Below are 14,317 nucleotides of genomic sequence, written 5' to 3' on the forward strand. Positions count from 1 at the left end.
GGCCGGGGGCGGATTGAGATCCTGGCGGACCTGACCTTGCAACTTCTTCAGGTCTGCCAGACTACGCCCTACGGCTTTGGGCTTATTTGTTTTCATCCAACCAGCGCTGTGCGTCCAGGGCGGCCATGCAACCGCTGGCTGCACTGGTAATGGCCTGACGATAGATATTGTCTTGCACATCGCCCGCGGCAAAAACGCCAGGAACGGAAGTCATGGTGGCCATGCCTTTCAGACCGCTGCGAGTCGTGATGTAGCCGTCGTGCATCTCCAGCTTGCCTTCAAAGATCCCGGTGTTGGGCTTGTGGCCGATGGCGATAAAGGCACCAGTCACAGCCAGGTCTTCAGTGGCCTGGGTCTGGTTATTGATGATGCGCACACCTGTCACGCCCGAAGCGTCACCCAGCACTTCTTGCAGTTCGCTGTGCAGTTTCAGCTGGATATTGCCATTCTGGACGCGGTCCATCAGCTTGTCGGTCAGGATGGGTTCGGAACGGAAGGTATCGCGACGGTGAATCAAGGTCACGGTCTTGCAAATATTGGACAGGTACAGGGCTTCTTCCACGGCGGTATTGCCACCACCGACCACGACCACGTCCTGGTTCTTGTAGAAGAAACCATCACATGTTGCGCAACCGGACACGCCACGGCCCATGAATTCCTGCTCGGTTGGCAGGCCCAGGTATTGGGCAGAGGCGCCTGTCGCAATAATCAGCGAATCGCAGGTGTAGACTGTGCCACTATCACCATTCAGGGTCAGGGGACGGGTGGACAGATCAACCGAGGACACCATGTCAAAGATTAATTCTGTTTCGAATCGTTCCGCATGAGCCTGGAAACGTGCCATAAGATCAGGTCCCTGGACGCCTTGGGCATCGGCTGGCCAGTTATCTACATCCGTGGTGGTCATCAGTTGGCCACCTTGCTCCATGCCAGTGACCAAGACGGGGTTAAGGTTGGCGCGGGCTGCGTAGATCGCTGCGGTATAGCCGGCCGGGCCTGAGCCCAGAATGAGTACTTTTGCGTGCTTAGTAGTCGACATCACAGAAAATCCGAAAAAGACGATCTCCAATTATAATGAGTCCATGGCAAGAATACCTGCAACATCCCCTCGTTCGTCCCGGTCATCCAAAAATGTGCGTAATGGGCCTTCAGCCTTGCAACAGCGCCTGACAGGACTGCTGCGCGAAGCACGGTGGATTATCTTCGCTGCTCTGGCAGCCTGGCTGGGCCTGGTACTGGCAACCTGGGATCCGGGCGATCCCGGCTGGTCGCATTCCGTGCACTCGGGTCTGACTCAAAACGGCGGGGGCATCTTTGGTGCCCACATCGCCGATTTCCTCCTGTTTCTATTTGGTCTGACGGCCTGGCTTTGGGTGGTGCTGCTGGTGCAGCGCGTGGCCGTGGGCTTTTACCGTCTGACTGCTTTGCTCTTGCCCAGCACAAAAAACGAGGATGTTCTGCCTCGGGTGCGCTGGGAAATTGGCATAGGCTTTTTCTTTTTGTTTCTGGGCAGCATGGGCCTGGAATCGCTGTTTTTTAAAGACCTGGGCCAGCAATGGCAGCTCCCTGCGGGGGCTGGTGGGCAGTTGGGCCAATTATTATCGCAACTATTAGTAACTTCGATAGGCTTTGGTGGAGCCTCTCTGGTGCTGATGGGCCTGCTCGCCGGTGGGGCCAGTTTGTTTTTCGGTTTTTCCTGGCTGACGTTGGCAGAACGTCTGGGCGGCTTCATTGAGGGGACGATTCGCCGTTTGATGACTTTCTGGTCAGCCCGTCAGGATCGTCGCGTGGGCGAGGTCAAACGTGCCGAGCGCACGGAAAGCGTGGTCGCCAAGCAGGAGCAACTGGTCCACGAACAGCCTGTGCGTATCGAACCTGCTTTTGTGGCTGTGCCCAAATCCGAGCGCGTCGAGAAAGAGAAGCAGCAGACCTTGTTCAAGGCGCCTCGTCAGGCTGGCGAAGCGGGCGATTTGCCTCCGCTGTCCCTGCTGGACCCCGCCTCTGACAATGTAGAAACGGTGTCGCCGGAAACCATTGAGTTCACCTCGCGCCTGATTGAAAAGAAATTGTCGGACTTCGGTGTTGCTGTGACGGTGGTGACCGCCCAGGCGGGGCCGGTCATTACGCGCTACGAGATTGAGCCTGCCACCGGCGTGAAGGGTAGCCAGATCGTGAATCTGGCCAAAGACCTGGCCCGTGCCTTGAGTCTGGTCAGCATCCGGGTGGTGGAAACTATTCCCGGGAAAAACCTGATGGGCCTGGAACTGCCCAACCCCCGCCGCCAAATGGTGCGTCTGGAGGAAATCGTAGGCTCGCAGACCTATCACAGCAGTGCTTCCTTGCTGACCATGGCTTTGGGCAAGGATATTGCCGGTAAACCCGTGGTGGCGGATCTGGCCAAGATGCCTCATTTGCTGGTGGCAGGTACAACCGGCTCCGGTAAGTCCGTGGGGATTAACGCCATGATTCTGTCGCTGCTGTACAAGGCAGACCCGGCAGACGTGCGCCTGATCCTGATCGACCCCAAGATGCTGGAAATGAGTGTCTATGAAGGCATTCCTCATTTGCTGGCTCCGGTGGTCACGGATATGCGTCTGGCCTCCAACGCCTTGAACTGGTGTGTGGCCGAAATGGAAAAACGCTACCGCTTGATGAGCAAGCTGGGCGTGCGTAATTTGGCCGGTTACAACGCCAAGATACGCGAAGCGCAAAAGCGTGAAGAGCCTATCCCCAATCCTTTCTCTTTGACGCCGGACGCTCCCGAGCCGTTGTCTGTTCTGCCCATGATTGTCGTCATTATTGACGAGTTGGCAGACTTGATGATGGTGCAGGGCAAGAAGATCGAAGAGTTGATTGCTCGTTTGGCCCAGAAAGCCCGTGCGGCTGGTATCCACCTGATTCTGGCTACTCAGCGCCCTAGCGTGGACGTGATTACAGGTCTGATCAAGGCGAACATTCCTACCCGTATTGCTTTTCAGGTGTCTTCCAAAATCGACTCGCGCACCATTCTGGATCAGATGGGTGCGGAAACCTTGCTGGGCATGGGCGATATGCTCTATCTGCCGCCCGGTACAGGCTTGCCTAAACGAGTGCACGGCGCTTTTGTCAGCGATGAGGAAGTTCACCGCGTGGTTGAACACTTGAAAGAACACGGCGAACCCGATTACATCGAAGGCCTGCTGGAAGGTGCTGTCGAAGGCGAATCGGGTGAGGGGGTCAACCCCGCTACTGGCATGGTCGATGCTGAAGCGGACCCGCTGTACGACCAGGCTGTTCAAGTCATTATCAAGAATCGTCGCGCTTCGATTTCGTCGGTGCAGCGTCATTTGCGTATTGGTTACAACCGGGCAGCCCGACTGCTGGAACAAATGGAACAAGCCGGTCTGGTATCGGCTATGCAGCCTAACGGTAACCGTGAAATTCTGGTCCCCGCAGGAGGTGCCAAAGATGAAGATTAAGACACTGCTGGTCAGCATGTTGCTGGCCACTACACCTGCCTTGACCATGGCCGCTTCGGCCAGCGAGCAATTGCGCTCTTTTGTGCAAGATGTGCGTGCTGCGAAAGGCGAGTTTTCCCAGCGTACGGTCGATAGCAACGGCCAGTCCAAAGGTGCGCCGCAATCCGGGCAATTCGTGTTTCAGCGCCCTGGACAGTTCAAATGGCATGTGCAACGCCCTTATGAACAATTGATCGTGTCTGACGGCAAGCTGCTTTATCAATACGACCCGGATCTGGCCCAGGTCACCGAGCGTGGTGTGGACCAGTCCATCGGCGCTTCGCCTGCTGCGATCTTGTTTGGTACTGGCAATCTGGAAGACTCCTTCCGTCTGGTTGAGCAAGATGCACGGGATGGATTGGAGTGGATCCGAGCCACACCGTTGCAAAGCGATGCCGGCTTTTCCTACGTAGACATCGGCTTCAAGGATCGTGAGCCACGTCGTCTGGAGTTGCAGGACTCGTTCGGGCAAACCACGTATATCGACTTCACCGGCTTGGAACCGAACCCTCGGATTACCTTGGGTACCTTCACGTTCAAGGCTCCTGCCGGAGTGGATGTCGTCTCCATGCCTTGATGCACATTCTGTTTTTGTGCAGCTATCGTCAGGGTCAGCACTTAGCTGGCTCTGACAAAACAAGTTTTCAATACAGACCTGGTCCGCTTGGCCAGGTCTTGCCATTTTAGGAAGGGCGATCGCCATGCGTGATTTGTTCGCTCAGGAACCCGCTGCACCCTTAGCCGAAGCACTACGCCCCAAAACTCTGGATCAGGTGGTAGGGCAGTCTCACCTGCTGGGCGAGGGCAAGCCACTACGTTTGGCTTTTCAGTCCGGCAAACCACACTCCATGATTTTCTGGGGGCCTCCCGGCGTGGGTAAAACCACGCTGGCACGTTTGACGGCCAGTGCATTCGAATGCGAGTTCATCGCCTTGTCCGCCGTCTTTTCAGGCGTGAAAGATATCCGAGCCGCCATGGAGCAGGCCCAGCAGAATCTGGCCATGGGCAAGCACACCATACTGTTTGTGGACGAGATACACCGCTTCAACAAGTCTCAGCAAGACGCGCTGCTCCCTTATGCTGAAAGCGGCTTGGTGACCTTTATTGGTGCCACCACGGAAAACCCGTCCTTCGAGGTTAATTCGGCCTTGCTGTCGCGGGCGCAAGTCTATGTGCTCAAGTCTCTGACGGATGATGAACTCAAACTTCTGCTACGCCGTGTACAGGAACAAAATGCCCTGGATGGCCTGGAGTTTGAGGATCAAGCCGTCGACACCTTGATCGGTTATGCCGACGGCGATGCCCGACGCTTTTTGAACCTGCTGGAGCAGACCAATACGGCCGCCAAGACTTCCGGCACCGAGTTGGTCACGACAGACTTCCTGCAAAATGCGCTGACCCTGAACTCCCGGCGTTTTGACAAGGGGGGCGACAATTTCTACGACCAGATTTCTGCTTTGCATAAATCGGTGCGCGGCTCCAACCCGGATGCCGCCTTGTATTGGCTGACCCGGATGCTGGACGGCGGGGCTGATGCCCGCTATTTGTCGCGCCGCATCATACGCATGGCTTGGGAGGATATCGGTCTGGCCGATCCGCGCGCCATGCAAATTGCCAACGATGCAGCCTTGACCTTCGAGCGCCTGGGCAGCCCCGAAGGAGAACTGGCGCTGGGGCAGGCCGTGATTTATCTGGCGATCGCAGCCAAGAGCAATGCCGGTTATATGGCATACAACCAGGCCCGTGCCTTTGTGAAGCAGGATAAAAGTCGCGAAGTGCCTGTGCATTTACGTAACGCGCCGACCAAGCTGATGAAAGAGCTGGGTCACGGTCATGCGTATCGCTATGCGCATGACGAGCCTAATGCTTATGCGGCGGGTGAGACCTACTTGCCGGACGGCATTCCCGATCCCCACTGGTATCAGCCTGTGCCTCGTGGTCTGGAAATCAAGATTGCTGAAAAAATGGAGCGCCTGCGTCAGCTGGATGAGCAGGCCGGTAAAAAAGACACCTAAGACAGGACAGGCGTTGCCTGACCTGTCACCCCCGTATTTCCCGATACCTCAGTACTGCTTGCGCTGTGCTGCGCTTGTGGTGGCTTGTGGTTAAAATCACCAGATCAATCGGGATTGAACCATCACCTATATGGCTATTAAATGTTAGATCTGAACCAATTACGCAAAGACTTGGAGCCGCTGGTACAGGGCTTGGCTAAACGTGGCGTGCAATTTGACACCGAGCGTTTCCAGCAGCTGGAAGCCCGCCGCAAAGCGGTACAGGTGGAAACCGAAACCTTGCAGGCCGAGCGCAATGCATTGGCCAAACGCATCGGCCAGCTCAAGTCCAAGGGCGAAGACGCCAGCGAAGCATTGGCTCAATCCCAGCAAATTCCGGTGCGCCTGAAGCAGCTGGAGCAGGACTTGTCCCAAGTGCAGGCCGAGCTGTCCTCCTGGTTCGCTACGATTCCTAACCTGCCGCACGAAAGCGTGCCGGTAGGCGAGTCCGAAGAAGACAACGTCGAAGTACGTCGCTGGATCCCGGGTCCTAAGGATGATCAGGGCAAGCCTGCGCACATCACCTTTGAGCCGCGTGATCACGTGGATCTGGGTGAGCAGTTTGGTCTGGATTTTGAAGCTGCTCGCAAGCTGGCTGGCGCCCGTTTCATGGTTCTGCGTGGTCCTCTGGCTCGCTTGCACCGTGCTCTGGCCCAGTTCATGCTGGATACCCAAGTGGAAGAGCACGGCTATACCGAGTGCTACACCCCTTACATCGTGAATGCTTCCACCTTGTACGGCACCGGCCAATTGCCCAAGTTCAAGGACGATATGTTCTGGGTCACTAAAGGTGGTCAGGACAACGAGCCAGCCGATCCGACCGAATCCAAGCCTGAAGATCTGTACCTGATCTCGACCTCCGAAATCAGCCTGACCGGTACTGTGCGTGACGAGATTCTGGCCGGTGACGATCTGCCTATCCGCCTGACTGCTCACTCGCCTTGTTTCCGTTCGGAAGCCGGTAGCGGTGGCCGAGACACCCGTGGCGTGATCCGTCAGCACCAGTTCGACAAAGTTGAAATGGTGCAGATCGTTCATCCTGAAAAATCCTACGAGGCGCTGGAGTCCATGGTCGGTCATGCCGAGCACGTTCTGCAGGCTCTTGAACTGCCATACCGTGTAGTGCAACTGTGCACTGGCGATATGGGCTTTTCTGCTGCCAAAACCTACGATCTGGAAGTGTGGTTGCCTGCCCAGGACACATTCCGCGAGATCTCCTCGGTGTCGAACTGCGAGGCTTTCCAGGCTCGTCGTCTGCAGGCGCGTTTCCGCGCCGACAGCAAGGCACGTCCGGAGTTTGTGCATACGCTGAACGGCTCTGGCCTGGCCGTAGGCCGCGCCTTGGTGGCTGTGTTGGAAAACCACCAGCAAGAAGATGGCAGCGTGATTGTGCCCAAGGTTCTGCGTCCTTATATGGGCGGACTGGAACGTCTGGTGCCTGCGAAGTAACGCCTCTGCTTGAATAGCAAAAGGGCTGATGACCTGTGTGGTCCTCAGCCCTTTTTCATTCATGGTTCCGTAGTGATGGATTAGTCATCATCCCAGTAGCGCTCCTGCTGTTTGCGCCAGCGCTTGTGAGCGCGTCGCTGCTCCTTGCGCCATTCCTTGTTGGAGCGACCATATTCCACGTAGCCGGGACGATAGACGTAACGTGGCGGGTGGTAAACCACTGGGGGTGGGGCGACATAAACCGGGCGTTCCACAACATGAGCGGGTGGGTAGTAGATCGGCCCGTAACCGATACCCGGAATACCGACATTGATATCGACATTTACACCGCCCGCAGAGGCGGCGCTGGTGCTCAAGGCCATTAAACCGGCTAATAGTAGTTTTTTCATAAGCTGCACCTCTAATGACACTAGCTGCAGCGATTGTTGCCTAAAACCTGTAGTCCAAACGTTAGGTAATCCTGGCAAAGCACTTCCAAACGCAACACGGCTCGTATGCTCTATGCCAGGGGTTTACCTTTCTTAACACATGTTTCTCCTTTTTCGGCAGGAGGGCATGAGTGCATCTAGAAGGTATGGCGTTCAACCTGACGATGGCGGACAGGGCGCCGGTTGTAGTTCGCGTGTAGTTGCCGACCGTGCACAGAATCCAGTTGCTTGTTCAAGTGTGGCGCATGGCGTACGTTGCGCTGCGCTGGCTCTGCACGTGGCTTGGAGTTGACTTCCAGAAACCAGAGACAGAGTGCGGCCCAGAAGAACAGCGACAGGATATTGACCAGTCCGCCTCGCAAAGAAGCGTAGCCTGTCGCTTCTGAGGCCTGGATACGCAGTAGATCAGACAGAACCGGGATGGAGCCCAAGGTTTCAACTACCAGGCTGCCTGGTATCCGAAAGGCCCAGCGCAGAGTCTGGAGAACCTCATTCAGGCTGTATATGCCGTCGCCGTTGGCGTCGATAATCCATTGGAAGGTTTGCATGACAATTCCTTTTATCAAGTCCAGCAAGCTGCGCCGGAATTACAAGGACTGCCTTGGAGAGGCAGGGCTGCGATGCATCAATGTGTGTTTCCAATATAGGCCTGCGGCTCAGGGTGAACAAGTGAGTTAGGCCAAAATAGAGGGTAAACCCTTGATTGAAAAGAGCTCTTTGGTTTGAGTGGCTGGTCTTATCAGAAAACTCCGCTCTTTGATGCAAGTGCTATGTCTCTTTAGTGCTTGTCAAAGAGTGTTCTTTGATCTATATTTATGGGCTTGCTTGTAACCATATAAGCAATCGCGGACAGGTGGCAGAGTGGTCGAATGTACCTGACTCGAAATCAGGCGTACGTGCAAGCGTACCGTGGGTTCGAATCCCACCCTGTCCGCCACTTCTTCTTTGAAGATCAATAGTTTACGGCAACTAGGGCGCAATCCTTGTTGCCGTTTTCTTTTTCCTCTTCCTGCTCTTGTGACCAAAACGTGACCGTGCTCGCGTGGGCTGCCAAATGACTTGGGGCCAGGTGCGCATACTTCTGCACCATCTCAATGGTCTCCCATCCTCCCAATTCTTTTAGCACCATAAGCGGCGTGCCGCCCTGGACGTGCCAGCTAGCCCACGTGTGACGAATGTCGTGGAACCGGAAGTCTTCAATCCCGGCATCAGCGCATGCCTTGATAAACATCCTGTCATCCCCGCCCCGAATCTGTTTGCTGTTGCGTGATAGTACGTAGCGAGGGTGGCTGCCTTTCCTGCGACGAATCACTGCCAGCGCATCATCGTTAAGCGGGATGCTGCGGGCCCGGCCAGATTTGGTTTGATCGTTGCCGACCCAGGCTGTATGTGCCCGCTCGTTTACCTGAGTCCATTCCATCCCATATAACTCAGCTTCACGCATGCCAGTCGCAAAGCCAAGAATGCAGGCATCTTGCAGCCACGGTTGAGGTATACGGCTAATAAGCGCCATAGCCTCTGCGCGTGAGATCCAGCGAATTCGCTTCTTTGGCTCCGCAAAGTTCGGGAGTTTCGGTGCATGATGAATCCAGCCCCACGTAACGCACATGTTGAGCATGCTGCGGATGGTGGCCAAGTAGCGGTTCTTGGTGGCAGGTGAAAGAGGCTGCGCGCCCTGATGCTTGTAGGTCTTGTGTGTAGGCAGTCCATCAAATATGACGTCTGCCGTAATCTCACTTACCGTCAAATGCCCCAAGTATTGACGCCAATAGGCTATGTAGCGGACTTTCGAGTCGTAGTCAGACTGATCTTCGTGGGCTGCCAGAAAGCGCAGTGCTGCCTCGCTGTATGAGCGAGGCTTTTGTTCACCGAGTTTATGTTGTCGCCAGAGCTGGGCTTTTAGGCGGTCGTGGTATTCCTGCGCGGCCTTTTTGTCCGCTGTGCCAGTAGAGTGTCTAATTCTTTCTCCGCTCGGCGCATAGAAGTCGACGTGCCAGATACCTTGACGTTGTCGGATTGACATTGTGTTCTCCTGTCACCGACCGACGCTATCCGAGTGACGTTGTAATTCGGTTGAGTGATCTTTGCAAGTTGAGATGGCCAGACCCGCCAGATCCGGCTATCTGGTAGCCGGAAAGCGATTTTGTGGCGGCGCTGCCAGACTGTTTGATATGAGACTCCCAAGCGCTCGGCTGCCTCTTTTAGGCTGATAGCGGTCTCATTCATTGGCCTTGGCCTGGATCAAGATTTTGAGTAATGCAGAGCGGTACTCGCCAAGGGTTAAATATGAGATAGCGGACGCATCGCAAGCGACAAACGCCTCGATGTTGGCAAGGGTGGCGGCATGCTGGGCGGCAACGGGGGCAGTGTGCCATCGCGAAGATTCAGTCTCGAAAACTCCAAATCCCTGTGCCTGCAACTCTTTGAGAAGACCGAGGCCACGATCTATAGTGTCCCCGGCACTTGCGGCCGCTGCTTGTAGGCAAGCATTCCCAAGGCGGGACGCCTCGACATTTCCAGGCTGATGTTCGTGGGTGTAGGCTCGGTGTTTACCTGGTGGGTCATAGGCCGCGCCGTAGTTACCCAAAGTGCGAACTTCCAGCAGTAAGCCCACCGGCTCTGCGCTCACAGGTGCGTTGTTTTGTCTGTCTGTACTCATCGCTTTTTCTCCATCAGCTGGGGGCAATTAGGATTGGGGGCGGCTTTCGAGGTCACCGGGATGAATGCGCGTGTGCCGTAGACCTGTGCTGCTCGTTGCAGGTTGAACGTTTCCTGCGGGGTAGAGCGAGCTTGGTTGTGTGGGTGGGTGTTCATGCGGCCTCCTTGCGTCGGCGTGCCCCTGGATACTCGGGATGAGGTTTGTACTTGGTGGGAGCGATTACATTCGCAAGCAGCGTTTTCCATACGTCCTTGGTGTTGGGCACTGCAAGCAGCTCTGACACCGGCATATCCAAGGTCACTCCATCGAAGTCCCTTGGGTTACCTGGGCGGGCTAGGGATTCAACAATCGCAACGGGCACGGCAATATTGCTGCCCGTGTTGTAGTAATCGAGGTGCGCCATGATCCGATCATTCGAGTACCGGCCAGCGCGGGACAGACGCCAGCGGTAGCCCTTGTCGTCTTCTGCCCAAAGGGTGATATACCGGTGCTCGCGCAATGTGTGCATTACGCTGATTACGATGTAGTCGGGCATTCTCTGGCCTCCCATCCGTTCTCACCCCAGACCACACAAAAGCGTTCCAGCTCATGGCACAGGGATGCATATCCGTTATTGAAATGACCGTGAGTGCTTGTCTTGTGCAAGAGCACACGCACTTCCGGGTCATGGCGAAGGGTAAAAAATTGCCCCGGTTCGATGTGTCGAAGGCGGGGCAGGGGTTTGTTGGAATGCTGATGTTTTACCGGCGCTCCGTAATTTGATTAAATTGCCGGCCGCTCTTCGTGCAAACGAAAGGCGGGTTTACGTCTATGGATGATCCTGTCGTGGTGCATCTAGAATCTCCGTTCCGCACAACGATTAGGGGGGAATATGAATGCATGCCAAGAATGCGAATCATTAAACGGGAAAAGCTCTGTTCAACCGCCTCACTCACAGTTGGAGTTTTTGACAGAGTTCGGTGCGGGAACGCCTGGTGCGCTGGTATTAATGTCAAAGCGTTATAGGTGTAGAAGCTGTGGGACTCACATGTTGGCTCACAGTGAGAATGGAGATATTCCCAATCTGTGGGAGGCTCGGCCTCTTTAGCGTAAGAGAGTGGGGAAGGACCGAGGTGAGCTAGTTGCCCGTTTAGCGCCCCTTCTCCAATCATCCTCTTCGCTTACCACCCAGTGCGTCCACTACATCGGCGATCAAGTTGGCCAGTTCGGAGGTCATCAAGGTCATGTCGGCATCAAAGATTTCGTCATCGTTGACGGCCGTCACATCTTGTTTTTCAGTCAGGATGTCCAGCGGGGCCACGCGTTTGACGTCCAGCGCATCGGTCAGCACAAAGCTGATGCGATCTGCCCAGGTCATGGCCAAACGGGTGCATTGCTTGCCGGCTTCAACGTGCTTGCGCACTTCGTCAATGTCGGCGCTTTGCTTCACGTAGCGTACGGCTGCACCGCTGTCGCCGGTGGAGCGCAGCTCGGCATCTTGGTCAACGGTAAAGTTGGTTAGTTGCTCCTCGTCCACCAGCCAGGAGGTCATGGCGGCACCCGGTGATTGCTCGGTGTACAAAGCCTGCACGGGGAAGGGCTCCACGCTCCTGGCGAACAGGCCCAGCACCTCATCACTCTTAGCCACGGCTGCAGCATCAATCACAAACCAGTGGTTTCGTGCGTCGATCCACACTAAAGTGTCGCGCTGCACTGCGTGGGAGCGGGGCATCAGGTCGATGATGATCTGCTCTTTGATTTCCTTCATCTGCTTGCGACCAGGCTTGTAGCCTTGCTGCTCTTCGATTTCGCGGGCCTTCTCGCGGGCTGCCTGGTTAACCACGGCGCTCGGCAGCAGCTTCTTTTCAGCCCGCATGCAGACCAGATACTGCCCGTTCACTTCATGGACCAGCTCTCCGCCTTCGCGTGGCGGCACCCAGCCGAGGCTGAGAGGCTCTTGGCTGCCGCCAGGGGCAAACTGATGCTTGGCCAACATTTCGGCCAGTGCTTGGGCTGAGACCTCAAATTGAGGGTCCAGGCGGAAGATACGCAGGTTTTTAAACCACATGGGTGTATTCCTTTCAGGATGGGCTATGCTTCTCAGGTCAATTGACCTGCATGGAGGGGATATGCCCGTAATGTTTAAGGTTTTGTCTTCTGGTGGTGGTAGCTGGGACTGGAGGGAGGCCCTAGAGAATCCAGTCGGTTATGTTGGGGGAAAATATAGAGTCGAGCCGCCTACGGCCAGACGGAGCAGCCGAAGATTTGCGACGAAAGAAGAAGCTATTGCAGACGCCAAGAAAGCCCTTGGCTCTGATGCCGAATTGATTGAAGGTAGTTAAATGCAGTAGGAGTTTCGCGCCAGTAAGGGAGCGAATGGAATGTCATCGTCCATATCCGCCAGATTGCCGGACGAGGGCGGTGGTGATTGCCGCTGTTGCTGCCCACGCCCAGTTGCATCAGCGTAGCCGTTACGCTGCTGGCCCTGCGGTTGCCGCTGCTCTGGCTGCGGTGAGTTACCGTAGCCTTCACCGCCACCATCACGTCCGCCTAACATTTGCATTTGCTCGGCAATGATTTCCGTGGTGAAACGCTCCTGGCCGTCCTGGCCTGTCCATTTACGGGTGCGCAGACGACCTTCTACGTAGACGGGGCGACCCTTGCGCAGGTACTCGCCCGCGATTTCAGCCAGACGGTTGTAGAACACCACACGGTGCCATTCGGTTTCCTCGCGGCGCTCGCCGGAGGTACGGTCTTTCCACTGCGAAGTCGTGGCAATGGAAATATTGCAGATGGCCGAGCCTTCTGCGCTGTAGCGCACTTCCGGGTCGCGGCCAAGATTGCCCACCAGAATGACTTTGTTGACTGAGGCCATTTATGCGGCCTCCAGCAGGGCGTCCCGCAGCTCTTGTTGATACTTGGTGACCGTCCGCTCGAACTCCATCAGATCGGATTCCAGCGCATCGATCTGGTCGTCGTTGCGCTCGATGCGGATAATCTTCATTCGACCCAGGTCGTGAACCCACAAGACCAGATCCACCCATTTGCGGCCGAGCAACCACATTGCGCCATTGCATTGGTCTACGTAGGCGGCAATGTCACCGTTCACAAAGGCAGTGAACAGGGTGTCGCTGCTGACCATCGTCTTGATTTCAATGATCCCGTCCTGGCCAACCAAACCGTCCACGCTGACCCCAAACAGTCGGTCTGGCGTCGTGATGAAACCGGTTTCGTCAACGATGTGGCCTGTCTTGCGCTCATAAACAGCGCGGGCGTAGGGTTCCTGCTCGGTGCCCAGGCGCATGGCACCGTCTACAAAGACCTGCATGGGCTCACCGCCTTCGCGCTCTCGGGCTACGTCCATGGCGTAGTCCAGACATTTCTTGGATGGGGCACCGCTTTTCAGGCGGTCGCGGCAGCCTTTGAAACGGCTGCCGGTAATGACGCCTTTGCGGGCCTGGAGCCATTCCGGTGTACCTTGTTCTGCGGTGTGAATGATTAAGCCTTCCATTATTGAGCCTCCGTGAGCATCTTCTTCTTGTCCGATACAGCCTTTTTGAAGGCGTTGTAATCGGCAAGGTTGTTGGTTGCGTAAATGACGTTGCCGCCTTGTTGCCAGATGGTTTCCAGCTTTTCGAGCGTGTCGGCCTGGGCCACTTGGCTGATCCATTCATCTTTCAGAGCAGGGTCAGCCGGCGCCCGGCCATCGGTGTCGTCGTCCTGCTCGGACAAACCGGTAATGGCCTTCAAGGTGTATCGCTCCAAGTACGTCTTGGTGCTGGCGCGTGACTGAATAGCGTTGCGGCCTGGGCCGGTATCTGGTGGCCCACCCATGCTGACACTTTCTTGATGACCCCCAACGTGCCGCAGGTAGCAGGTAACCTCCATCCAGTCTTTGTCATCCTTAGTCAGTTTCCAGCTGGACGAAAGCCCATGCTTGGAGAGGGCGGGAGTCACTGCATTCACAACGTCATGCAGCTCGGCGTATTTCTGATTCTTAAGCGGGCCATCGGAACGGGCCTTACCCTTGATGATCGTGACCGACTCGGCCTTGAATGCAGCGAAGGCCTCGTCATAAGCTTTTTTGGCCTGGGTGGCGTTGTAGCGATCCTGCAGGTCCATCATCTGCCCGATCTGCTCAGGACTCATTCCAGATTGCAGGGCGGCGATTGCCATGGCCATTGGCGACCCGGCCGGGGCGGGTGCTGCGACAGCAGTCTGTGGGGCTTCAATGATTTCTGTGCTCATGGT

At 55.9% G+C, this 14,317-nt stretch carries 15 protein-coding genes and 1 tRNA gene; 5 read left to right on the forward strand and 11 right to left on the reverse strand.

Features of this window, described 5'->3' with window-relative positions; all coding sequences use genetic code 11:
* Positions 1-82: 82 nt before the first annotated feature.
* Positions 83-1,039, reverse strand: coding sequence for a thioredoxin-disulfide reductase (gene trxB, locus ACLPGZ_RS11010; protein WP_009456742.1), 957 nt, complete (start codon positions 1,037-1,039; stop codon positions 83-85).
* 43 nt (positions 1,040-1,082) lie between these two features.
* On the opposite strand from trxB, the gene ACLPGZ_RS11015 reads away from it, so the two are divergent.
* From ACLPGZ_RS11015 to serS, 4 genes are all read left to right on the forward strand, one after another.
* Complete coding sequence (locus tag ACLPGZ_RS11015; RefSeq protein WP_031232634.1) at positions 1,083-3,458, forward strand: DNA translocase FtsK; 2,376 nt, start codon at positions 1,083-1,085, stop codon at positions 3,456-3,458.
* Positions 3,448-4,074 carry an outer membrane lipoprotein chaperone LolA gene (lolA, locus tag ACLPGZ_RS11020; protein ID WP_009456740.1) on the forward strand — a complete coding sequence of 209 codons (627 nt, stop codon included), beginning with the start codon at positions 3,448-3,450 and terminating at the stop codon, positions 4,072-4,074. Before ACLPGZ_RS11015 ends, lolA begins: the two co-directional genes overlap by 11 nt.
* 124 nt (positions 4,075-4,198) lie before the next feature.
* Entirely contained in the window at positions 4,199-5,512 is a 1,314-nt protein-coding gene (locus ACLPGZ_RS11025) for a replication-associated recombination protein A (RefSeq protein ID WP_009456739.1), read from the forward strand.
* A 141-nt stretch (positions 5,513-5,653) separates the two neighbouring features.
* Positions 5,654-7,000, forward strand: a complete 1,347-nt coding sequence (serS, locus tag ACLPGZ_RS11030) for a serine--tRNA ligase (protein WP_083053253.1) — start codon at positions 5,654-5,656, stop codon at positions 6,998-7,000.
* A gap of 80 nt (positions 7,001-7,080) precedes the next feature.
* Here the strand turns inward: serS and ACLPGZ_RS11035 are convergent, their stop codons facing one another.
* Together ACLPGZ_RS11035 and ACLPGZ_RS11040 are read right to left on the reverse strand one after the other, a co-directional pair.
* Complete coding sequence (locus ACLPGZ_RS11035; protein ID WP_026483206.1) at positions 7,081-7,389, reverse strand: hypothetical protein; 309 nt, start codon at positions 7,387-7,389, stop codon at positions 7,081-7,083.
* Between the two features lie 176 nt (positions 7,390-7,565).
* Entirely contained in the window at positions 7,566-7,976 is a 411-nt protein-coding gene (locus ACLPGZ_RS11040) for a hypothetical protein (RefSeq protein WP_026483205.1), read from the reverse strand.
* 299 nt (positions 7,977-8,275) lie between these two features.
* Between ACLPGZ_RS11040 and ACLPGZ_RS11045 the strand changes: the two genes are divergently transcribed.
* Positions 8,276-8,365 (forward strand) — tRNA-Ser (locus ACLPGZ_RS11045).
* A gap of 15 nt (positions 8,366-8,380) precedes the next feature.
* Here the strand turns inward: ACLPGZ_RS11045 and ACLPGZ_RS11050 are convergent.
* From ACLPGZ_RS11050 to ACLPGZ_RS11085, 8 genes are all read right to left on the reverse strand, one after another.
* Positions 8,381-9,451 (reverse strand): tyrosine-type recombinase/integrase, encoded by a 1,071-nt coding sequence (locus ACLPGZ_RS11050; protein ID WP_429641237.1) that lies wholly within the window; start codon positions 9,449-9,451, stop codon positions 8,381-8,383.
* Positions 9,452-9,646: 195 nt separating this feature from the next.
* Positions 9,647-10,087 carry a hypothetical protein gene (locus ACLPGZ_RS11055; protein WP_429641239.1) on the reverse strand — a complete coding sequence of 147 codons (441 nt, stop codon included), beginning with the start codon at positions 10,085-10,087 and terminating at the stop codon, positions 9,647-9,649.
* Positions 10,084-10,242, reverse strand: coding sequence for a hypothetical protein (locus ACLPGZ_RS11060; protein ID WP_429641240.1), 159 nt, complete (start codon positions 10,240-10,242; stop codon positions 10,084-10,086). Before ACLPGZ_RS11060 ends, ACLPGZ_RS11055 begins: the two co-directional genes overlap by 4 nt.
* Positions 10,239-10,637 carry a hypothetical protein gene (locus tag ACLPGZ_RS11065; protein WP_429641242.1) on the reverse strand — a complete coding sequence of 133 codons (399 nt, stop codon included), beginning with the start codon at positions 10,635-10,637 and terminating at the stop codon, positions 10,239-10,241. The genes ACLPGZ_RS11060 and ACLPGZ_RS11065 overlap by 4 nt, the downstream gene beginning before the upstream one ends.
* 597 nt (positions 10,638-11,234) lie before the next feature.
* Positions 11,235-12,134: a recombination-associated protein RdgC gene (locus ACLPGZ_RS11070; protein ID WP_429641243.1), complete on the reverse strand. Its 900-nt coding sequence runs from the start codon at positions 12,132-12,134 to the stop codon at positions 11,235-11,237.
* 270 nt (positions 12,135-12,404) lie between these two features.
* Positions 12,405-12,941, reverse strand: a complete 537-nt coding sequence (ssb, locus tag ACLPGZ_RS11075; RefSeq protein ID WP_429641244.1) for a single-stranded DNA-binding protein — start codon at positions 12,939-12,941, stop codon at positions 12,405-12,407.
* Positions 12,942-13,577 (reverse strand): lambda exonuclease family protein, encoded by a 636-nt coding sequence (locus ACLPGZ_RS11080; RefSeq protein WP_429641245.1) that lies wholly within the window; start codon positions 13,575-13,577, stop codon positions 12,942-12,944.
* Entirely contained in the window at positions 13,577-14,314 is a 738-nt protein-coding gene (locus tag ACLPGZ_RS11085) for an ERF family protein (protein WP_429641247.1), read from the reverse strand. The genes ACLPGZ_RS11080 and ACLPGZ_RS11085 overlap by 1 nt, the downstream gene beginning before the upstream one ends.
* Positions 14,315-14,317 lie beyond the last annotated feature (3 nt).

The organism is Alcaligenes sp. Me129 (assembly GCF_050487245.1).
In the GTDB taxonomy this organism is placed as follows: domain Bacteria; phylum Pseudomonadota; class Gammaproteobacteria; order Burkholderiales; family Burkholderiaceae_B; genus Alcaligenes; species Alcaligenes phenolicus.